Below are 21,623 nucleotides of genomic sequence, written 5' to 3'. Positions count from 1 at the left end.
GGGAAGAAACTTAATCCCAATGCCCAATGCCCAGTGCCCAATGCCCAATGACGGCAGTTGCTCCACTTGGGGAGACCCCAAGACCGCACTGCCTTCCCAATGCCCAATGCCTAATTAATCAGTAAAAATTATGTCAGAATCAACTCCCATTACCCCAGACCCTAACCCATCTGAGGCATTAGACTCAGTGGTAAATAATCCCAATGAGCAAGCGATAGCATCCGCCGATCGCAATGCGAAAACTAGGCAGTTGCTGGGGATGAAAGGTGCAGCTGCTGGAGAAACTTCAATTTGGAAAATTCGTTTGCAGCTAATGAAGCCGATTACCTGGATTCCCCTAATTTGGGGCGTAGTCTGTGGTGCGGCTTCTTCGGGTAACTATACTTGGACGCTAGAAAATGTGTTGAAGGTATTAACCTGTATGCTGCTGGCTGGGCCATTGATGACAGGTTACACCCAAATCCTCAATGATTACTACGATCGCGAGATCGATGCCATCAATGAACCCTATCGTCCGATTCCCTCTGGGGCAATTCCCTTACCCCAGGTAATTATTCAGATTTGGGTATTACTGATTGCTGGCTATGGTTTGGCATTTGCGCTGGATGTGTGGTCTGGTCATGAATTCCCGACAATTACAGCGATCGCAATTATCGGTTCTTTCATCGCCTATATTTATTCTGCACCTCCCCTAAAACTCAAGCAAAACGGCTGGCTAGGAAGTTATGCCTTGGGTGCAAGTTACATTACCCTACCTTGGTCTACAGGACACGCTTTGTTTGGCGATCTCAATTCCACAATTGTGATTTTGACAATGTTCTACAGCTTGGCTGGATTGGGTATTGCCATTGTTAATGACTTCAAGAGTGTAGAAGGCGATCGCCAGCTAGGATTAAATTCATTACCCGTAATGTTTGGTATCACCACTGCGGCATGGATTTGTGTAGTGACAATTGATGTATTTCAAGGATTGATCGCAGCTTATCTTGTCAGCATCCATGAGAATTTGTATGCAACGATACTAGTGCTGTTAATCATTCCGCAAATCACCTTGCAAGATATGTATTTCTTGCGCGATCCTGTGAAGAATGATGTTAAGTACCAAGCCAGCGCCCAACCTTTTCTTGTGCTAGGAATGCTAGTAACAGGTTTAGCTCTTGGTCATGCTGGTATTTAAATACTTCTATAGTTGGAAGTTAGGAATTAGGAATTAGGAGTTAATATACTTCTAATTCCTAATTTGTATCAGGACATACTGTGTTAGAAGTGATATTTTTCCTCCTTCGTGGGATTCAACCTTTCTTAATCCCAATATGCTTTATCACTGCTTGGACTGTAACTATTCTCGTTGTCATGAGTCTCTGGACGGCAGCGCGAGATAGCGTAGCTACAGCCAAGCAAATGCATCAAATCCCCTGTACTGGTTGCCAATTTTTTACTGACAATTACCGTCTGAAATGTACTGTACGCCCATCTATTGCCAATACAGAAGAAGCGATCAATTGTCTTGACTATCAACCGAAGACTAATCCTTATCTGTATTAGGGATTGGGGACTGTGTAAAATGAGGGAGACAAGGGTAAAAGGGGAATAACCCATACCCAATGACAAATGACAAATGACAAATGACTATTAACCAATTTCCAGCAATATTTTTAAAACACCGCGATTCTGGGCGTGTTCAAAAGCTGCAAGCCCTTCAATGAGGGGGTAAGTAGCATGAATCAGGGGTTGTACGTCAATTTGTCCTGTGGCTAGTAGCTGGAGGGCTGGAGTAAAGGGGCCACAACGGGAGCCGATGAGGGTGATTTCATCCACTACTAAAGAAGAAACATCTAAGCTGAGATTGCCAGCATAAGTACTTTTAAGAACAAGCGTACCACGAGGACGGAGGGCGCGGCGGGCGATCGCAAATCCTTCTGGGTTGCCAGTACATTCTACGGAAATATCAAAATATCCATCTTTTACAGCGTCAGCTAAACCAGTTTTAATCCCCCGTGCCTCTAAGTTGGCAAGTTTCTCTTGATGTCGCCCCACAGCCAAGAGTTCACAGCCAGTTAAAGCTAGTGTCTGTGCTACCAACTGCCCTAGTTTGCCATCTCCAACCACTAGCACCCTGTCGTTTGGATGCAATGGTACTTGCTGCTGAATTTCCAAAGCTGCTGCTATAGGTTCAGTAAATGTTGCTACTTCTGTTGGCACATTATCAGGTACTAAATGCAGGTTCTCTACCGGCAAACAGAGATATTCACCAAAGGCTCCATTCCGATTGACAATACCTAAAACTGTGCGATTTTCGCAGTGAGTTGGTTGTCCACTGATACAAAATCGACAATGCCCACACACAGCATTTATTTCTCCAACTACACGTTGGTTAACTAAGTGTTCTGGCCCTTTTTCCACCACGCCGACAAATTCATGCCCCAAAATACCAGTGTAAGGATAGTAGCCTCTGAGTAATTCCAAATCAGTGTTACAGATACCCGCACGCAAGACGCGTACCAAAGCTTCTCCCTCTGGCGGTTCAGGAATTGGAATATCTGTACGTAGTTGCAACTGATTATTTTCGAGCCAAATTCCTTTCATTTTTCTTCACACCATTTTCAAAAATCTTTGCGTCAATTTAAAGTTAAAAGGGTGAGTATAAACTGCGTTTGCAAAGTAATTACGAATTACGTCTCTGTACTAGGTATTTCTTTAGTTTTAGTTACATCAATTTTGCTTAACCAAGTAACCAAATCTTCTGAATCAAGTGCGATCTCGCTTCCTAAAGTTTTGATATAAAGAAGTCCATCACTAATAATTAAATCTCGGATTGGGTACCATGAATCCCGCGTCCTGATCAGAAGTTCCAAGGGAATCCCTAGTCTTGAAGTATACTTACGATATTTCCACCAAGCTCGCCATAAAAGTACAGATTTAGTACAGTGCATCTCATAACCTTTGGGAACTTCGCTATATTGATACTGATAGAAACCCCGACTATCTACTTCTCCTTTGAGAAGATAACTATATTCTGCTAATACCTGATTTATCAATTCCCACTGGGATGATTTTGGAGAAATCAAGAATTCAGATAGTGTACTAGATAGTTGGAAGGTGGCAATCACACCTTCACCTTTTGCTGTCAATTGGTTGGTTTTATACACTGTTTGCGCTGTCAAAGCAGGATTTGACAACAAAATTTCTTTTTTCTGGATAGAGTTTTGCACAAACTCTCGAATTAAATCTAGATTAGATAACATAAAATTATTTATACTAAATTAAGCAGTGTGATATAAGCCACAACGGTACTTAAATTAGTAACTACATTGGTTTTGCACTGAAATCAGGATTATTACTAGTTTTATTTATACTCAATTCTCTGTCTGACTAGGGCTTTATTAACTTTGATGTCGGGATGTCGCCGTTCACTACTCTGATTGACAAAATAACTGTTTTAAGTGTGAGAGCAGCTGATTAGATTTTTACGCCATCTAGAAAAGGTTGAAATACCGGAACTAATTCGGGACGACTGACAACCAAAGTGGGAAAAGAGCGATCGCTATAATCTTCTCCGGGTGACAACGGAAACGGTTCTGACTTCAGCGATGCCCAGACTCCACCAGCAGCCTGGACAATTACCCAAGCCCCGGCTAAGTCCCAAACTTTTGGTGTCGCTTCAATCCCACCGAGAGTAGCCCCAGTAGCAACTGTCAAAAAATTATAGCTAGCTACACCCAACATCCGAATTTTGCAGGGAAAGCCGTTTTTGATAGCTGCGGTACTACGAGAACAAAGGTTAAAAAAGTGATTATTGCTGGGACTATCAACACTGGTGTGGATGGGGTGGTGGTTGAGAAATGCTCCTGTTGGTGTTGCTAAACCAGATGAACCCGCCCAAAAACCATGAAAAGCTTGATCCAAGGTTGGTGCGTAAACATACCCAAAAATGGGCGTGCCTCGATACAGTAAACCCAGAGATATTGTCCAGATGGGAATGCCGCGTGTGAAGTTGGTTGTACCATCAAGAGGATCAATTACCCAACACCACTCAGTACCAGGAAATGACTGATCGCTTTCTTCGCTCAAAATGCCGTAACCAGAGAAAGTAGAAGCGATCGCATCCCGAATTTCCTGATCTGCCCACTTATCTGCTTGCGTCACCAAACTTCCATCAGCTTTTTGGGAAGCCTGTACTTTCCCAAAATCTTGCATTAGCTGCTTGCCCACCCTGGTAGTGGTAGTTTGGGCAAAATCTAGAATTGTTGTCCAAAAATCATTCATGGTTATTAGTCATTTGTCATTTGTCATTTGTCATTGGTCATTGGTCATTTGTCCCATGCCCAATGCCCTAACAGTTTAGTCTAAATCGCTTTCTAAAACTGAAGCGATCGCTTGCTTGGTACTTGTTTGAAATTCTGTGATGTTTACCCGATTTAGAAACCAAATCGATAGAACCATTCCTAGTGCTTCTAGGGCAAATACCAGTCCATAAGCTAACTCTAAACTCGGTAACAGCTTGCGTCCAATATCCAAAACTGTACCTCCGATGACTACCGCCACACCTCTAGAGAGGGATTGCGCTAATCCCCATGCCCCAATAAACGTACCTGCGGCTTCGGCTGCGGTGAGATCCAACATCAAGCTAATTGCTGCTGTAGTTAAGAAACCTGCGGCTAAACCGAAAAAGAACAAACCTAGTTTGAGAACTGCTGCATTAGCTGTGAATCCTGAGATACCGAGCAATATTGCACAGAATGCTACCAACATACAGCCTAGCCGGGCAGTTCTGCGCTTACCCAAACGCGGGACAATATAAAAGCCAGTAACGCCGTAGGCAATCAGTAGACCGGTTCCATAAAAAATATTTAATTTGGTACTTTCTGCTAGGGGCATTTTAAAAACTTGACCAGCATAAGGTTCCAAAATCGGGTCTTGCATAAACAAACTGATAGTCATCACCAATAAAAAAGTGAAAAATATACCTGTTTGTGGGCTAGCTGTCAAGATTTTCCAAGCATTGCCTAGAGTAATGCTGTCTTCCCGGTTTACCAGTGTGGAACGGGTTAAGTATTGAGAGTATTTTTTTTCTACGCCGAATGTTGCTGCGATCGCTAAACCAAATACAATTGCTGGGACAATCAAAAACAATCGGTTAATTGCTGGCTGCAAGGTTTCTACAGTTGCTTCTGGCGTTAACTGTTTCAGCAAGCTGGCACTAATAATCGCGCCAACAATAATCCCCACCATTAGCATCGACCAAACCACACCGACTACTTTGGAACGGTTATCTTCTTCAGATATATCCACCAACAAAGCAGCAAAAGCAGTACCGCTAGCACAAATTCCTAGACCGTAGACAGCGAAAATTAAAGCCAAAAGTGCTGTCCAACCGATTGTTTGGGTTGTCCATACCCAAGTACCTGCACTATTTCCAGCCATATTCATCTGCCACATTACTTGTACAGCTAAAAATGCTGCGATCGCAAATATTGCCGCGCCCACCCAAACATAAGCTGTGCGGTGGTATCCCCATAACGGCTTGGCATCGGAAATCTGTCCAAACCAGACACGCGAAGGAGCAACAAATAAAGGCAGTGCTAGAACTATTGAAACCAGCGTCGCCGGAATTGCTATTTCTTGAATCATGACTCTGTTAAGTACCCCCAGAGTCAAAATGGACATCATGCTCAACCCCATCTGAAATAAACCCAGCCGGAACATGGTCAGCAGGTTTACCCTTGGCACAGATAGGGATTTTGTTTTGGTATCAAATACTTCACCGCTTGCCATAGCTACTTTCTCGTATGCTTTATAGAATTTAATCTCTCTCTATTTAAATAAAGATAAACCCTACCCGCTCAAAATCAGCGAACGAAAAATGGAAGTTGCGATGCGATGGCTTCTCTTCGAGACGCTACGCGAACGCCCGCTACAGGCATCGCAGTTATTTGGCAAGCAATTATACACCTCGATTAGCATAAGCTTTAGTCAAGTTAGGATTAATCATTATGGCTTGGTTGTAATGCGCGATGTCACGAAATACTGGACATCATAACCACAATCGCCGTTTATAAGTTTTCTTCGTTGAGTAGAGAAGAAGTTGAAGCTATGTTAGGACTTACTTTGGAACAAACAAGGGTTTATCAGGAAGCGAAAGCTGAGGGTCGAGAAGAACAGAAAGCTGAAATGTTGAAACTTACCGTACCTCTGTTACTACAAACAGGGATGAGTGTGGAGCAGATTGCTCAACACCTCAATGTTGATATAGAAGCTGTCCAGATTGCCGCACAGTAAAACACATAGAATGGACATTTCATGTCTGTTGTCAGATTTTTGCAAAATGACGAGAGCTTGATTAAAATCCTCGATTGCCCTTTTATGGTCCATAGACCAATACGCTTGAGTTAAGCATTTCTTTCTTCTCTTTGCGTCCTTTGCGTCCTTTGCGGTTCGTTAAAAATTGACTTTGGCAAAGAGTTTTAGCCTTAACTAAATTGTATTAGTCTATAGACTTGATTCTGTAGGAGGTAGGAGAGCGATCGCCTCAAAGCAGCAGAATTAAAAAATACTTTGAAAAACCCGAAATTAAGAAACTACCGCACAAAAATTTTTACTTTGATTACCATTAGAACTTACGTAAAACTACACGTTTTAGGGGTAATTCACGAATTGTCCCTATGGATAAAGTATTGAGCCAATACGTTGCATTTCTATTACTCAGGTGTGCCTGTTATTAAAAGTAAATTACAAATTAATTCTCTATTTTCCTTTTAATTCTCTATTTTCCTTCATATTTCAGATTCAGAACTTGAAGTAGATTTTTAAGCTTAAAATTATTCCAACTTAAAGCTACTGAAGTTTCAATAGTTAATTCTCCTTGTTTAAGCTTAGTCATCAAAGCAGAACCATTTTCAAGACTATGGAAAAGGGAATCTAAAAGCTGCAATTGATTTCGAGGAAGAGTATAATAAACCTTATTATTTTCAATTCTAACCTCTTTTGGTAAAGTTCCATTGGGAAATTTACCTCCCAAAAATCTTGTCCAACCTGCAATGAGGTAACAGTAAACTATCGATTCAGCCTCAAACTCAGGGGGGTTCAATAAGCGAAGTTCCCCTTCAATGTAATCTTTGTTAAGAGTTATTTTTTCAGGAGTAAAATGTAGTTTTACTTTAATTTTATTGTACTCTATTGTCGCAATCAGTCCCTCTTCAGAGTGTGGTTCTAAGCTTTTTAATTGTTCAACTCTAGATTCGGCTTGCTGACAGAGAAGTAAAACCATTTTTTTTGTCAAAGTCAACTGTTTAGATTCTGAGCTAAACATTATGTATTCTTCTAGACTTCTTTTTAGAAATTGTCTAGACTCCTCAAACGTTGCTGCAAATTTGTTAAATACATCCATATTTAGTTATTTAGAGAAGATAGAACTATTTATAAGTATTCCCGTAAAATCAGGTTGAATTATCACGATCAGAACAAAAGTCAAAATTTTCTACCATAACTTGACTTTAAATTTTTTCAGTTGTTATGTGGCCACCCACGTTGTCAACCATAAATTGACCTTTTTGGTCAATTATGGTCAAAACCACACAATATTCCACAATGGTCAATATCTTGTACTCTTATTTCTGATAAAAATAATGTAATTCATCAAAAATACCATCAATATCTTCACTTACCTGCGGAATCTAAGATACATGAAAATAATTGAATTCCTAATACCTCACTTACATGCACTTAAATTCCGTAAATCTAACAAGCGTCCTGGCTCCTTCTTATTCAATATTCGTCGTCGTGGGTTCCTAGTTGGGACACTTTCGGCTACTGTTGGCAGTGCGATAGGAATGTTCAACCGATCGCCGCTTACATCTGCTGCACCAACCACCTTTAAATCTAACAAGCCCGCTTCGTTTTCTGGGGAAGTTATTAAGTTAGCCAACGGCATCTCTTTAGAGATGGTAATGCAAAATAATGAATTTCTTGGCTTTGGTCTGATTACTGCTGGAAATGTTCCGTTACGTAATGGACGAAGACCAATGTTTTTAGAAATCCGTAATCCTAGCGGAATTACTTTCTGCAATTACACCATCACAAGCAAGCAGATTACTGACAACTCGGTTTTACTCGAATTCTCCATGCACTACCACGAAGGCGGACTGATGGATTGGATGGTTCATTCTGTTCGGAATCGTTACAACACGGCTGATTGGACTGCCGAACCTAAACCAGCTACTGATACTAAATTGTGGCTTGAAATTCGTCCAGTTATACGTCAGATTGGCAACCTTAAATATATTGGTTTTAGCTACCAGTACCGCTATCAAAGTAAAAGCATTGCCATTTACAAGATTCTTGATCGAGGTACTTGGGAACCAAGCGGACAGGCTGTGGGTAGTGAGTTTTGGCTGCGTAACCCTTTTGTACCGTCTATAACTCCGATTGATTCGATAGAACAATTTTATTCCACTGAATGGTATTTGCCTTCGGCAGCAAATCCGAATGGGTTTCAATTTCTGCCACTACAAACTGCATTGCAAGGTTTTACGTTCACTACTACAAAAGCCGGAACACTGGTAACTTGGGCGACGAAGGTAAGCCATATCCGATCGCTATTTGAAAAACCGCGCGGTGTAGATGAAATCGTTCACTGGCACGAACACTGTAACGATCTGGGCAAAGAATTAGTCACATCACCAGTTGAGGTACTGTGGGCAGCAGGTGACTTGGATCGTGTTGAACGAGCCAATGCTTACGAAGCGGTGCGAGAATTGGTACACCAAACTCTGCATACTGAACTAGGTATGCGTCGTGAGCGGATAACTACTTACGGAGTAATTGAGCAGTGGGATAACGCTGATTTCAAACGTTATACGAAATTTGGATTACCGAAGCTACTGGCCGCAGGGGTGAAAACGGTGTTTCTGGCAAACCATTTCCAGAACAATATGAATACCTTTGGGGTTAGCAACATGGCTTGCACCGTTGACTGGAAAATAGCGGATTCAGTGGGTGAGGATAATGTGCGTGCTTTCTGTAACAGAGCTAAAGCAGATGGTACAAAGGTGGAAATGTGGGGTAATACAGCGCTTTCGACCTTTGGTTTGAAACAATGGGAGCGCAATGGTACATCCAACGGTATCCATTATCTACCAAAAGCCGGGTCGATTATGGAAGTTATAGAGCGATCGCACGATCCGTTTGTCCGTAATCCCTCAAATGCGATCGAAGCTGATCACTACGCGCCAGTTTTTGCTGTGCTTAATATGCGAGATCCAGTAATACGGCAATACTGGCTCCAGCGTTGGCAATATGCTCACGATAAAATCGGTCTAGAAGGCATCTTCCTCGACAGTTCAGCCAACCTTTCCAGCGATAAGTTCCACTTCATTCACTTTCCTGATGCTGGTTTAAAGAATACTGCGATCGGTGCTTTTGGTAACTATCGCCCTGCACAAGAACCGCCATCAGCCATTCTCTCGCAGTACCGCAGCCATTTGGAATTAATGACTCAGATGCAGAAGATGGGATACCGTTACTGTGGTGAAGATATTGGCGTATTTGGCATCCACCGCAGTGGCCCACCCATCGAAACCAGACTCAAAAGTTTGCCGCTTTGGGGAGAGTGTCTTGCCATGTTCGATGTGCCAGCTATACAGAAAGCAGGAGCAGAACCAGACGACATATTCTTCAAAGCTTTAGCTTATCGAATGATGTGGTTCATTTATTGGGATGTTCAGCGCGAAGAACTAAGCTTCAACTACGGTAGTATTCGTGGTGATTACGACCAGCCGAATGAATGGCATCTTTCTCTATTAAAGGTGTTTAAGCAAGTTAATGATTTGATGCTTAACCGCGAAATTCTTTCCGATGAGAAAGGTGTTATGTATCGTGGGAATGATTACCAAGTAATTTGGGCTTTCCAAAACTTTAATTTTAACCTTCCTGGTGATTCATTAGTTGTTGATGTAAACACGGGGAAAAATATAAAAACTCGCGTCTTGGAAACTACTAAATATCATGTTTATAAAGTAATACCAAAACTGATTTAGTGCTTTGATTGCTATGACCTTACTCAACTTAGAACCCCTATAAGAAGTGTAATCAAGATTGAGTAGGAATTAGCTAAAAAATAGCGCTCGTGCCAAAATGTGATACAGTACACCACAAGTAACCGTAAAAATATAAGTAATTATTATGCAAGAGTCAGAACTGGAATACTCAAATTTATCTGACTTATTGTCATCCTACAGGAAAAAAGGAAGGAGTGTCAGTAGATCATTTCTAAATTGGTTTTTAGAAAATATTTTTGGCATGGATGATACATCTGCTGACGATGCAATTTGTGATGGTAGCCAGGACAAAGGTATAGATGCAATATACGTTGATGAATTAAATGAAGAAATTATAGTTTTTCAATCCAAAACTGTTGAAAGTGCAAACAAAACTATTGGTGATACAAATTTAAAAGAATTTGCAGGAACTCTTAACCAGCTTTCAACTATTGAAAACATTGAGCTTATAGAGAAGGGAAATGCTAATGAAATACTAAAAAAGCTCGTAGTAGACCTAAAGTTGAAAAACAAGGTTACAAATGGATTTATCGTAAAAGGTATTTTTATAACTAATGCATCAGCCGATCAAAATGCAGCACAATATTTGGCTTCTAACGAGAGCATTAAGCTTTTTGACAAGAAAAAGATAGTAGAAGTACATATAGATTTTGAGAAACAAGGTGGAGTTAATGATGAATTTGTATTTGACTGTTCTCACGTAACCCCTCTAAACTTTTCTACTCTCGACAACATCGCAGAGGTATGGGTATTTACTGCTTTTGCAAGCGATTTAGTAAAAATGTCTGGAATTGAAGATGCTTCATTATTTCAACAAAATGTACGACTGGCTTTAGGCTCAACAAAAGTTAACAAAGCAATTAAAAAAAGTATCTTAGATCCAAATGAACATGTTAAATTTCAACTTTATCACAATGGAATTACCATAATTTGTGACTCAGCTAAACATGAAAATGAAAAAATTATTATAAATAACTATGTGGTAGTGAATGGTGCTCAGAGTATTACTACTCTCTATAATCAAAGGAAAAATATTACTGAGAATTTAAAAATACTTACTAAGATCATTAAACTTAATACTAGTGATGTAAGTCTTGTAAAAAAATTACGACTAATAGCAATAATCAGAATGCTATCAAGCCTAGAGATTTACAATCAAATCAAACTATACAACAAAGGCTAAAAAAAGAATTTGAAAGCATTGATGGTTATGAATTTGCCGTAAAAAGGGGAGAAATCTTGGATGAAGGTAAGGTAATAAGCAACGAAGATGCTGGAAGAATGCTATTAACATTTGATCTGAATGAACCTTGGAACTCACACCAAAAATCGCAGATTTTTGATGAGTATTATTCAAAAATATTCGGTAGGCCAGCAGTTAATGCCCAAAGAATAATTCTTGTATATGAAATCTTATCTGTTGTTGAAGAACAACTAGATCAAATTGACCATAAACAATATGCTTATTATTCGGCAACAAAGTATTTTCTACTATATGTTATTTCTAAAATTATGCAAAACGATAAAGTTGGTAAAGATGTATATACAAATAAACTTGTGTTAGATTCTAAAGATTTAAATGAATTTAAGAGAATAATAACTGATATCCTGAGAAATAATATTATTGTAGATTTAAATTACTTTTTGAAAGACGAAATAAATTCTAATTTTGATTACAAAAAAGTATCTAAAAACACAACAGAATTGCAAAAATTGTGCGTAGAACTCTTAAAAGATTATGAAAAAGACCTGAAACGGGCAAAAGCAAAAAGTATATCTGAGCAGTGGACAGCCTTTAAAGGTGAGAATAAAGGTAAAATGAGCAAGTGATACCAATTCTCTAAAAGCTGGCCACACATAAACTCTACCAAATATATTGTGTCTTCCAGCAAAGGAATCTCTTGAAGCTACAACCGAGCAAGGAACTTAGGCAAGGTTAGTTCAAATAACTCTTGTGGTAACGTACTTTTAACTTTGATACCACAAGCGTTTCTTAGTTTTGATTTATTAAAATTATCAAAAATGACGGGCTAAATTTTTAATGTCAATGCCTTATTCCCAGTCTTGCCCGTGATGATATATTATAAAAGTCAAAAAGCTTGAACAAAGCTTTATCAGAGCATTTATCAAGAACTATCGCACTCCAGCGACTACAAAGAAAGTACCAGTTAATGAGGACTATTTAATACAAGCCTGATATCAGCAAAAACAGCACTAAAAAATATTTTATAGTAAACCTAATAGTAATATTTACTAAAGTTCTGGTATTGTTCCGTAACTTTATCGGACACAATCAAACCAAATAAAAATATCAATGTGAAAATGTGGTTTTAACTACGCTATTCCATTGAATTAGTAAGATAAACTTGCCGTATGTATGTCATCAAACTACTTAGCTTCATCTAGTAATCAAAAAGGCATAAGCAATGAGTCAAGAACCAGTCAAAGTAATATTATGGGAAGAAAATCAAAAAGATTTTCTCAAAAAGTTCTATGATCTCCAATTTACTCCCAGAGTAGGAGAGGAAGTTTACCTAAAAAAAGAGAAATGGAAAGTAACCAGAGTTGAGCATGATGTAGAAATTAGTGAAATTAATGTCTACATGCAATTAATCAAAAAAGTCAAGCAGGAGAAACCATCTAATTCATAATTACAAGTAAATACACTCAACTATAGCAATCCTATTTGATTTGTGAGAATTGCAGCCCGCAGATCCCCGACTTTTTGAAGAAGTCGGGGATCTTGTTTATGCGCGTTTGATTCAGGTTTTAAATTTTTATGCAAGGCGCGTCTACGACGGGCTACGCCTACCTACAACAAGATTTGCAGCCAAGTGGTGACGATCGCACCCAATCTTGCCTGTAACGATACACTATAAAAGTAAAGAAATGTAAATAAACTAAATTTTGCAACCGTGGAAAACATCACATTGGGGCAAAATGGCCCATTTGTTACACCCTTGTGCATAGGCACTTGGGCTTGGGGTGATAAACTATTTTGGAATTATGGTGATCGCTACGGCCCAGAACAGTTACAAGAAGCCTTTACCGCAGCCCTAGACGCTGGTATTACCTTCTTTGATACTGCCGAAATCTATGGAATGGGAAAGAGCGAGGAATTTTTAGGGCAATTTCTGCAACAGACACAACAACCTGTACAAATCGCCACAAAATTTGGCCCCGTACCGTGGCGATTTACAGCCCAATCTGTCTCGGATGCTTTAACAGCCAGCCTCAAACGGCTACAACTTGAGCGAATTGCACTGTATCAAGTGCATTGGCCTTTTGCTTTCTTTTTAAGCCAAGAAACTTTGATGAATGCCCTAGCCGATGAAGTGAAGCGGGGCAGAATTGCCGCAGTCGGTGTGAGCAATTACTCAGCAGAGCAAATGCGAGACGCGCATCAAATATTGGCGGCGCGGGGAGTGCCTTTGGCTGTGAACCAAGTGCGCTATTCTTTACTTACTCGTCAAGTTGAAAGCAAAGGTGTTATTGCAACTGCCCGTGAGTTGGGTGTGACTATTTTGGCTTATAGTCCTTTAGCACAGGGATTACTTACAGGTAAGTACAGTATTAATAATGCTGAAATCCCCACTGGTGCGAGAAAAATAGACCCGCGATTTAACAAAGAAGGTTTGCAAAAAATTGCCCCAGTCATATCTTTGCTACGCAAGTTTGGAGAAAAATACGATCGCACCCCTGCTCAAGTTGCTCTCAACTGGTTAATTGCTCAGGGGGACGTTATTCCCATTGCTGGGGTAAAGACAGCCGAACAAGTACGGCAGAATGCTGGTGCTTTAGGCTGGAGATTGAGCAACGATGAAATTGGAGAGTTAGAACTAGTTAGTCGTCCTTGGCTGTAGAGACGTTGCAATGCAACGTCTCTACTCAAATACAGGAGGCCAAATTTCTGACACTACTAGCTCCCAACCTGGTAGTAAGTCTGGTAGTGTCAGTTTGTCGTTGTCTTGCAAAACTATTGGTTCTTGATTAAGTCGATAAACTGTAAGCGTCAATTTGTCAGGATCGATCAAAATACCAACCGTACATCCAAGTTGTAGAAATAGCTGAATCTTTTCTACCAGTGGTTTAATCCGGTCTGACTTAGATTTTATCTCTACCATCAAGTCAGGTACAAGTTCCACAAAGTCGCGCTTGCTTGTTTTAAGTCTATCAGCACGCACAAAAGATACATCGGGAGCGCGAAGATTTCGCTTTTCGTTATCAGCTTCTTTCCCGTTTTCACTCTCTAATGTAGGCAAAATGAAACCAGCGCTAGAACCAGTTACCCGTCCTAGCCTCTGTGGGCGTACCCAGTTACCCAGTAATCTAGCTAACTCAGCGCCTATTTCCTCTGACTCATAATCTGATGGGCCCATAACAACTATATTTCCGTCTACCAGCTCCATCTGCCATTCTGGATGCTCTGCTTGTAGTTGCTCTAAGTCTGGGATAGTGAACATAAGACCACGAAGAATGCATCTTTGAATTTATCTTCCTACAAAGAGGTAGAAGAAATTACCTAAAAGCCAAAAAGTCAAGAGCCAAAGCCAAAATCTTGACTCTTAACTCTCAACTCTCCAATTTTATATTTGGATTTTGGATTGAAGAAAAAATCTAAAAATCTAAAATCCAAAATTAATTAACTTCTAACTGTTGACTAAGAAGCTGATTCTCTAGCTGTAGGTGAACCTATCTTTTTACTGGGGGATGCAGAAGACTCATTCCCACTTGTCCGCAGTTTTGGCTTGGGAGAAGAATGTCTTTCTTCACCATTGTTACTATCTGATTTCCATGCAGAACGGGGGCGATCGCTAGAAGATTCACGACGTTTGCCCAATCTTGGTTTGGGAGCAGAGGATTCCTCTTGGGGAATTTCTACATCTGAACTCAACCAAGCGGGACGGGTTTGATCGTAAGCGATTTGCAATGCGGCTGCGGCGATCGCTTGAGCATCATATTCTTCAATTAGTTCGCTAACAATTGGCAAGAATGAAGCTAAACGCTCACCAGTCAAAGCTTCCCGTACCTGTTCTTGCAGTTTCAGGATGTGCCGCGCTTCAATTTGTGCGCGTGTGGGAATGGTCAGCAATTGCCAACTTTGACGGTTATGACGTTCAAATGTTTGCTGTTTGCGCCGCTCAAATGGTTGTACTAAAGAAATTGCTGTTCCTTCTTTACCAGCACGACCAGTACGACCAATACGGTGGACGTAGGTTTCTACGCTATCGGGTAAGTCGAAGTTGATTACGTGGGAGAGTTGATCGACATCTAACCCTCGTGCTGCAATATCAGTTGCTACTACCCAACGGACTTGACGGTTACGGAATCTGACTAATAACCGTTCCCGTGCTTGTTGCGACAAGTCACCGTGATATTCATCTACACTGTGACCAGCGCCTTGTAACTGACTGGTGAGTTCGGCGGCTGTGCGTCTGGTGCGAACAAAGATTAAAGCTGTTTCTGGATCTTCCATTTCCAGAATCGGCTGTAAAGCTTTGGCTTTTGTCCAGTGGCGTGGAATCAAGTAAGCTACTTGATTAATCTTGTTGGGAGCGGCTTTTGGTTGCTCAACAGTAACAGTTGCAGGCGATCGCAAAAACTTGTTTACCAACATCCGAATCGATGGTGGCATTGTTGCCGAGAATAAAGCTGTTTGGCGATCTACGGGCGCTTGTGAGAGGATTTTTATCACATCGTCGATAAAGCCCATGCTCAACATTTCATCGGCTTCATCCAACACAAACCACTTTACTTGATCGAGCTTTAAACAGCCGCGATCGAGTAAATCAATTACTCGTCCTGGAGTGCCCACAACCATGTGAACGCCACGTCTGAGTTGTAGCATTTGGCGGTCAATTGATTGACCACCATAGATTGCTAACACCCGCAATCCTTCATCGCCGATGAATTGGGCGATCGCATCGTGAACCTGCATTGCTAATTCACGAGTTGGTGTTAAAACTATGGCTTGTACGGCTTTTTGATTAATATCTAGCCGCTCTAAAATAGGCAGTGAAAATGCTGCGGTTTTGCCTGTTCCAGTTTGAGATTGACCTACTACATCACGACCACCCAGCAATTGGGGAATTGCTTGGACTTGAATGTTAGTTGGTTCGGTAAAACCAATTTTTTCTAGTTGTGCAACACGTTCTTGGGAAATGCCTAATTCTTGGAATGAAAGAGTCATTAATTCGTCCTAAATTTTATGTAAGGATTCTTGGATTAGCCATTTAGTCATTAGTCATTAGTCATTAGTCATTAGTCATTAGTTATTAGTAAGCCAAGGGCGGTAGCGAAGCCTCAAGTCTTTGAGAGACTATGCCAAAGAGTCCGCGAACTTCAGGTAAACCCTCATGAAAACTGCCATTAATGCAGCGTTGACCTTAAAATAAGGGTAAATCTGTAAGGGTCATTTAACAAAGGACAAAGGACAAAAGACAAAGGACAATTTAGTTATTGACTACTTGACCATAGAGGTCGTATGTATCAGCGTGGTGAATCGCTATTGGCACGATGGTTCCTAACTTTGCCTGGCCTTTGACATACACCAGGCCATCAACCTCTGGGGAAAATCTACCTGAACGACCTATTAATTCACCACTTTCAGGATTTTCTTGCTCAATCAGGACATCGACGATTTTGCCTACTTCCTGTTGATTTTTCTTTTGAGAAATCGGTTGCTGGAGTTCCATCAGTTGGTATCGGCGATCGTCCATCACTTCTTGGGCCAACTGATTTGGTAGCTTGTAAGCTGGGGTTCCTTCCTCAGAGGAAAAGGTAAAGACACCAACATGATCGAATTCATGCCGTTGAACGAACTCTAGTAGATGCTCAAAATGCTCTTGTGTTTCTCCTGGGAAACCAACAATAAATGTTGTCCGCAGTACGGCTGTTGGTAGCGCCGTTTTGATGCGATCTATAATCCCATCATTTACCCGCCCTTGCCAAGGACGGTTCATGGCGCGGAGAATATCTGGATGAGAATGCTGTAAGGGCAAATCCAGATAAGGCAAGACGTTTGGTGTTTCTTGAATCGCCGCGATCACATCTGGGGTCAGTCCCGTGGGATAAGCGTAATGCATTCTGATCCACGGTATATCTACTTTCCCCAAAGCGCGAAGTAATTCGGCTAATTTTGGCTTACCATAAATATCCAAACCGTAATTAGTAGTGATTTGGGAAATTAGAATAATTTCCTTTACCCCTTGACTAACTAACTGCTCGGCTTCGGCGACTATAGATTCAATAGTACGCGATCGCTGGTTCCCTCGAAGATGAGGAATTATACAAAATGCACAACGATAATCACAACCTTCGGCAACCCTGAGGTAAGCTACGCCCTCGGTTGTAGTGCGATAGCGCGGTGTAGTTTCGTCGGCAATATAGGTTGGTTCGATACTAACCTGTTTAACCCGTTCGCCAAGTTCAACACGCTCAATTACATTAACAATTTTGTGATAATCGCCTGTGCCGACAACGGCTACTGCTTCGGGCAACTCCTCCAAAAGTTGTTCTTGAAAGTGTTGCGCCATGCAGCCAGTGATTACGATCTTTTTATTTGCCTCTGCCAGTTCTACCAAAGTTCTGACAGATTCTTGCCGGGCTGCTTCAATAAAACTACAAGTATTAACAATAACGTAATCTGCTAACTCTTCATTTGTATCTACACCGTAGCCTGCTTCTACGAGCATTCCCAACATGTGTTCTGTATCAATTCGATTTTTCTCGCAGCCCAGGTGAGAAATGGCAATTGTTGGCTTGTCACCCATATTTTGAAAATATCTTCATTTTTTTTCTTCTTGTTGTCAAACATTCCGGCGCTAACTTCGCTTTTTTGCTATCAGCATCCTCATGGAAACACTACAGTGGCAAATTCCCACTGTTTTTAACTGTCCGTGGACTCACAACCCTATTAATAAATAAAAATAGAGGTCATGTTATGATATTCCTATCAATCTGTTCCCCAGGGTAAATTGAAGTGTCTTTGGGTACTTTTGACACTTGTAATCTTTTTTAACAATTCGCCTATTGGTATTTTACATTACCACAGCGTGTGCGTTGTTAACCTACCCATCGGGAAGCCGCCCAAAGGGCTTGTTGTGAGAAGTCGCTACCCTCAGGGAAATCGACGAAAGCGACTACGCCTATAAAGCAGTAATACTACCCTGGCGATTGGCAAGTCCTACGACTGTTCGCGGACAAGATGCCTAAACCACGGAAAGCTGCCTTGCGTCTAGTGAGTGGCAAACTCCTCTTGTAGCCAGGTTTTATCTTAACATATCTTATGGGAGGTTTCACGCCAATTTCCATCTGAGGAAGGAGGCAATAAACCGACTATCATAAAACACATTTGACTAGTTAATGAAAAGTCAAGAGTCAAGGGTCATATAATCAATAGTCAAAAAATTCTAGACTCTGGACTCCGCGAGGCGGATTAAAGACGTGGACTTATATCAATTATTTAAAACTCGCTCACCGATTATTGGCGTGGTTCACCTGCTACCACTACCTACCTCACCCCGTTGGGGAGGTAGCCTAAAAGCGGTGATTGACCGAGCTGAACAAGAAGCCGCGGCCCTTGCAAGCGGAGGGGTTGACGGTCTGATTGTGGAGAATTTTTTCGACGCGCCCTTTACCAAAAACCAAGTCGATCCCGTGGTTGTGAGTGCCATGACCATTGTGGTGCAACGGATACAAAACTTGGTGACTTTGCCAATAGGCTTAAATGTTTTGCGAAACGACGGCAAAAGTGCAATGGCGATCGCTAGCTGTGTGCAGGCGCAATTCATCCGCGTCAACGTTCTCACGGGAGTAATGGCAACCGATCAGGGATTAATTGAAGGAGAAGCCCATCACCTACTCCGCTATCGACGGGAGTTAGGCTGCGATGTTAAAATTCTGGCCGATGTTTTGGTGAAGCACGCCCGTCCTTTGAGTTCTCCAAATCTCACAGTCGCCGTGAAAGACACCATTGAAAGGGGTTTAGCAGACGGGGTGATTTTGTCAGGCTGGGCTACTGGTAGTCCACCTAACTTAGAAGATTTGGAACTAGCTTGTGATGCAGCATCTGGCACGCCAGTGTTTATTGGTAGTGGGGCAAATTGGGAAAATATTGATACATTGATGCAGGCAGCAGATGGTGTAATAGTTTCCAGTTCTCTGAAACGTCACGGACGTATTGAGCAACCAATTGACCCAATTCGCGTCAGTCAATTTGTCGAAGCCGCCCGTCGCAGTTGGAACTCCAAAGGTGAAAGCAAATCAGCAGAACAAGTAAAATTACATTCTTAGAAAGTAGGGAGTGGGGAGTAGGGGGAGCAAGCGAACAATTATTTCCCATTCCCCATTCCTCATTCCCCATTCCCCATTCCCCATTCCCCAATATTTATGATTCGCCGTCGTTCTACTCCTTGGATTCATAAATGGTCACGGTCATTGATTGCCGCGATCGCTGGATGTGGTGCCCTGATCACAGGTTATCTCACCATAGAAAAGTTAACAGGAGGAAGTGCAGCTTGTGTGGCAGAGGCTGGCACTAAGGGTTGTAATGATGTGCTTTCCAGTCCTTGGGCAACAATTTTTGGTCAGCCGTTAGCTTTGTTTGGGCTTTTGGCATACATCAGTATGGTGATATTGGCTTTAGCTCCCTTGGTATTCAACTCAGGGGAAAACAATAGCCGCAAACAATTGGAAAATTTGACGTGGTGGTTGCTGCTGGTGGGTGCGATCGCGATGTCTGTCTTTAGCGGCTACTTAATGTATGTGCTGACATCTCAAATCAAAGCTATTTGTCCTTACTGTATCGGTTCAGCTTTGTTTTCTGTGAGTCTTTTAGTACTAACAATTATGGGTCGCACTTGGGAGGATATTGGACAAATCTTCTTTACTGCCCTAATTGTGGGTATGGTAACGCTCATTGGCACTTTAGGCATTTATGCTGGCGTAAATAAATCAGATGTTACATCTGGAACTCCAGGACAACCCGTTAAAATTACCTTTAATTCCAAAGGAGACCCGAACCCAGCCTTTGGTTGGGAAGTTACTACTACTTCTGGCGAGGCAGAAATAGCCTTAGCAAGCCATCTAGCAAAGGTAGGCGCAAAGGAATACAGCGCTTACTGGTGTCCTCACTGCCATGAACAAAAGCAGCTTTTTGGTAAAGAAGCCGAGGAAATAATTAACAAAGATGTTAAGGTAGAGTGCGCTCCCGATGGGCTCAAAGCTCAAACAGAACTGTGTAAAGCCGCAAAAATTGAAGGCTTCCCCACTTGGATCATCAATGGTCAAAGTTATAGCGGAGTCCAAAACTTAAATGAACTAGCAAAAGTTTCTGGTTACACAGGGCCTCGCAACTTTAAATATTTCAAGTAATTGTCTTCAAGAAGGCTAGATCAAGCTAGTAGTTCGCTTTCGTGACTTGGCGGGGTAAAGGGTAAAGGGGAAGGGGGAAAGGTTTCAAATCCCTTACCCCTTACCCCTTCACCTTTCCCCAGCCATCACGCAGCATTTTTGGGTTGCCAGACTACTAGTGGTAACATATCCCATAAGAATGAATAGTGCTGAGTTAAAAGACTGTCACACCACTTGTTTTACTTGAGGTTTACCTACGTGGAGTTCACGTAATTATGGGGTGCTTTTTGTCACTCAAAATAGAATAAACGCCCCACTACCGCTACAGCGCCGAGTATAGTCAACTGGATGAATAGAGCAAAGTCTGTTTCCAGTTGCCTGTTTTGTTTTTGGTAATAGATAATAGGTCTTGTCCAATAGCCAATTACCAGTTTTCCTGTAGCTTTTGTCCAAAAATATTTTAAAGTTTAAGGAAATTAATCAAGTATATTTACTTTAATTTGATGTACACTTTAATTTTTTTACAGCACTTGTGGGCTACTTGGGATGTAATCATGTCAGCACCAAACCTAAAGGTGTGTCTGTTAGAAGTTAAAAGTTACCAGAATTCTAAGTAAAATACTTAATTAATTACAAATGTGCGACTTGAATTGAATAAGCTCTGCCAGACAAGCATTTGGGTGTTAAATTCCCTGAAACTCCCTTTCAACAGATTTATTAATCTGTGCTGATAGCCACAAAACTCCCAGTTGCCGTTTGTCAGAAAATCAGCCTCAATATATGTTATTACATTCACAAATGCCAGAATGTCTTGAAAAAACTTGCTGAGTTGAAAAAACTCTTAGAAACTCTATTTAGCTCCCCCTTAAAATATGTTAGTCCGATAGTTAATAGCTATAGGAAACAGAGAATATTTCTCCCTACTAGGTAATGGGAATGAATCAGCAGCTAGGCAAGCGTTTTGTAAAGTTAATCTTTGGACTAAAACAATCGCTTAGTCGAGGACACAGAGAATTGATTACTGCCGTCAGCGTTGCAGTCTGCGTCGTGCTGTTGCACTCCATTGGATTATTGCAATCTTTGGAGTTTGCAGCTTTGGATCAATTGTTTCGTTTAAGTAAGCCGTGGGAAAAATTTATAAGTATGTAACAAAAAATTAAGCAGAAGAATTGGAGTTAAATCTTATACGCTGTGTACTATATTTTCCCTTCTCTG

The 21,623-nt window shown here is 41.2% G+C and carries 16 protein-coding genes and 2 pseudogenes; 10 read left to right on the top strand and 8 right to left on the bottom strand.

Annotated elements, in window-relative coordinates; genetic code table 11:
• Positions 1-130: 130 nt before the first annotated feature.
• Both chlG and H6G86_RS30230 read left to right on the top strand, forming a co-directional pair.
• On the top strand, positions 131-1,177 hold the full coding sequence (gene chlG, locus H6G86_RS30235; protein ID WP_190937406.1) for a chlorophyll synthase ChlG: 1,047 nt from the start codon (positions 131-133) through the stop codon (positions 1,175-1,177).
• Positions 1,178-1,257: 80 nt separating this feature from the next.
• Complete coding sequence (locus H6G86_RS30230) at positions 1,258-1,545, top strand: hypothetical protein (protein ID WP_190937405.1); 288 nt, start codon at positions 1,258-1,260, stop codon at positions 1,543-1,545.
• An 87-nt stretch (positions 1,546-1,632) separates the two neighbouring features.
• Here the strand turns inward: H6G86_RS30230 and H6G86_RS30225 are convergent, their stop codons facing one another.
• The 4 genes from H6G86_RS30225 to H6G86_RS30210 all read right to left on the bottom strand — a co-directional run bounded on the left by H6G86_RS30225 (position 1,633) and on the right by H6G86_RS30210 (position 5,775).
• Positions 1,633-2,586, bottom strand: a complete 954-nt coding sequence (locus H6G86_RS30225; RefSeq protein WP_190937404.1) for an MDR/zinc-dependent alcohol dehydrogenase-like family protein — start codon at positions 2,584-2,586, stop codon at positions 1,633-1,635.
• A gap of 86 nt (positions 2,587-2,672) precedes the next feature.
• Positions 2,673-3,245, bottom strand: coding sequence for a hypothetical protein (locus H6G86_RS30220; RefSeq protein ID WP_190937403.1), 573 nt, complete (start codon positions 3,243-3,245; stop codon positions 2,673-2,675).
• Positions 3,246-3,459: 214 nt separating this feature from the next.
• The gene (locus H6G86_RS30215; protein WP_190937402.1) at positions 3,460-4,266 is read right to left on the bottom strand and encodes an inositol monophosphatase family protein; all 807 of its coding nucleotides are present in this window, start codon (positions 4,264-4,266) and stop codon (positions 3,460-3,462) included.
• Positions 4,267-4,341: 75 nt separating this feature from the next.
• Positions 4,342-5,775 carry a BCD family MFS transporter gene (locus H6G86_RS30210; RefSeq protein WP_190937401.1) on the bottom strand — a complete coding sequence of 478 codons (1,434 nt, stop codon included), beginning with the start codon at positions 5,773-5,775 and terminating at the stop codon, positions 4,342-4,344.
• A gap of 243 nt (positions 5,776-6,018) precedes the next feature.
• Here H6G86_RS30210 and H6G86_RS30205 point away from each other — a divergent pair.
• A pseudogene (locus H6G86_RS30205) lies at positions 6,019-6,279 on the top strand (DUF2887 domain-containing protein); the annotation flags it as partial.
• Positions 6,280-6,763: 484 nt separating this feature from the next.
• Here the strand turns inward: H6G86_RS30205 and H6G86_RS30200 are convergent.
• A complete protein-coding gene (locus H6G86_RS30200; protein WP_190937400.1) occupies positions 6,764-7,387 on the bottom strand; it encodes a hypothetical protein in 624 nt (207 codons plus the stop codon).
• A 295-nt stretch (positions 7,388-7,682) separates the two neighbouring features.
• On the opposite strand from H6G86_RS30200, the gene H6G86_RS30195 reads away from it, so the two are divergent.
• The 4 genes and pseudogenes from H6G86_RS30195 (at position 7,683) to H6G86_RS30175 (ending at position 13,918) form a co-directional block, all read left to right on the top strand.
• Positions 7,683-10,034: a hypothetical protein gene (locus tag H6G86_RS30195; protein ID WP_190937399.1), complete on the top strand. Its 2,352-nt coding sequence runs from the start codon at positions 7,683-7,685 to the stop codon at positions 10,032-10,034.
• 145 nt (positions 10,035-10,179) lie between these two features.
• Positions 10,180-11,885 (top strand): annotated as a pseudogene (locus tag H6G86_RS40040) (AIPR family protein).
• A gap of 596 nt (positions 11,886-12,481) precedes the next feature.
• On the top strand, positions 12,482-12,706 hold the full coding sequence (locus tag H6G86_RS30180) for a hypothetical protein (protein ID WP_100901136.1): 225 nt from the start codon (positions 12,482-12,484) through the stop codon (positions 12,704-12,706).
• Positions 12,707-12,970: 264 nt separating this feature from the next.
• The gene (locus tag H6G86_RS30175) at positions 12,971-13,918 is read left to right on the top strand and encodes an aldo/keto reductase (protein WP_190937397.1); all 948 of its coding nucleotides are present in this window, start codon (positions 12,971-12,973) and stop codon (positions 13,916-13,918) included.
• A 21-nt stretch (positions 13,919-13,939) separates the two neighbouring features.
• On the opposite strand, the gene H6G86_RS30170 is transcribed toward H6G86_RS30175, so the two are convergent.
• From H6G86_RS30170 to rimO, 3 genes are all read right to left on the bottom strand, one after another.
• A complete protein-coding gene (locus H6G86_RS30170; protein ID WP_190937396.1) occupies positions 13,940-14,518 on the bottom strand; it encodes a Uma2 family endonuclease in 579 nt (192 codons plus the stop codon).
• Between the two features lie 197 nt (positions 14,519-14,715).
• Positions 14,716-16,245: a DEAD/DEAH box helicase gene (locus tag H6G86_RS30165; protein ID WP_190937395.1), complete on the bottom strand. Its 1,530-nt coding sequence runs from the start codon at positions 16,243-16,245 to the stop codon at positions 14,716-14,718.
• A 262-nt stretch (positions 16,246-16,507) separates the two neighbouring features.
• Positions 16,508-17,827: a 30S ribosomal protein S12 methylthiotransferase RimO gene (rimO, locus tag H6G86_RS30160; protein ID WP_114082744.1), complete on the bottom strand. Its 1,320-nt coding sequence runs from the start codon at positions 17,825-17,827 to the stop codon at positions 16,508-16,510.
• Positions 17,828-18,500: 673 nt separating this feature from the next.
• Here rimO and btpA point away from each other — a divergent pair.
• From btpA to H6G86_RS30145, 3 genes are all read left to right on the top strand, one after another.
• Positions 18,501-19,349 (top strand): photosystem I biogenesis protein BtpA, encoded by an 849-nt coding sequence (gene btpA, locus H6G86_RS30155; RefSeq protein WP_012410840.1) that lies wholly within the window; start codon positions 18,501-18,503, stop codon positions 19,347-19,349.
• A gap of 96 nt (positions 19,350-19,445) precedes the next feature.
• Positions 19,446-20,429, top strand: coding sequence for a vitamin K epoxide reductase family protein (locus H6G86_RS30150; RefSeq protein WP_190937394.1), 984 nt, complete (start codon positions 19,446-19,448; stop codon positions 20,427-20,429).
• 915 nt (positions 20,430-21,344) lie between these two features.
• Positions 21,345-21,557: a hypothetical protein gene (locus H6G86_RS30145; RefSeq protein WP_520449338.1), complete on the top strand. Its 213-nt coding sequence runs from the start codon at positions 21,345-21,347 to the stop codon at positions 21,555-21,557.
• Positions 21,558-21,623: the final 66 nt, after the last annotated feature.

This window comes from Nostoc sp. FACHB-133 (assembly GCF_014698055.1).
Taxonomy (GTDB): domain Bacteria; phylum Cyanobacteriota; class Cyanobacteriia; order Cyanobacteriales; family Nostocaceae; genus Nostoc.
This window is presented reverse-complemented; position numbering and strand designations above follow the sequence as displayed.

Coding starts and splice junctions, on each gene's coding strand:
- chlG (WP_190937406.1), top strand. CDS start 131: ATGTCAGAATCAACTCCCATTACCCCAGACCCTAACCCATCTGAGGCA.
- H6G86_RS30225 (WP_190937404.1), bottom strand. CDS start 2,586: ATGAAAGGAATTTGGCTCGAAAATAATCAGTTGCAACTACGTACAGAT.
- H6G86_RS30220 (WP_190937403.1), bottom strand. CDS start 3,245: ATGTTATCTAATCTAGATTTAATTCGAGAGTTTGTGCAAAACTCTATC.
- H6G86_RS30215 (WP_190937402.1), bottom strand. CDS start 4,266: ATGAATGATTTTTGGACAACAATTCTAGATTTTGCCCAAACTACCACT.
- H6G86_RS30210 (WP_190937401.1), bottom strand. CDS start 5,775: ATGGCAAGCGGTGAAGTATTTGATACCAAAACAAAATCCCTATCTGTG.
- H6G86_RS30200 (WP_190937400.1), bottom strand. CDS start 7,387: ATGGATGTATTTAACAAATTTGCAGCAACGTTTGAGGAGTCTAGACAA.
- H6G86_RS30195 (WP_190937399.1), top strand. CDS start 7,683: ATGAAAATAATTGAATTCCTAATACCTCACTTACATGCACTTAAATTC.
- H6G86_RS30180 (WP_100901136.1), top strand. CDS start 12,482: ATGAGTCAAGAACCAGTCAAAGTAATATTATGGGAAGAAAATCAAAAA.
- H6G86_RS30170 (WP_190937396.1), bottom strand. CDS start 14,518: ATGTTCACTATCCCAGACTTAGAGCAACTACAAGCAGAGCATCCAGAA.
- H6G86_RS30165 (WP_190937395.1), bottom strand. CDS start 16,245: ATGACTCTTTCATTCCAAGAATTAGGCATTTCCCAAGAACGTGTTGCA.
- rimO (WP_114082744.1), bottom strand. CDS start 17,827: ATGGGTGACAAGCCAACAATTGCCATTTCTCACCTGGGCTGCGAGAAA.
- H6G86_RS30150 (WP_190937394.1), top strand. CDS start 19,446: ATGATTCGCCGTCGTTCTACTCCTTGGATTCATAAATGGTCACGGTCA.
- H6G86_RS30145 (WP_520449338.1), top strand. CDS start 21,345: ATGAATCAGCAGCTAGGCAAGCGTTTTGTAAAGTTAATCTTTGGACTA.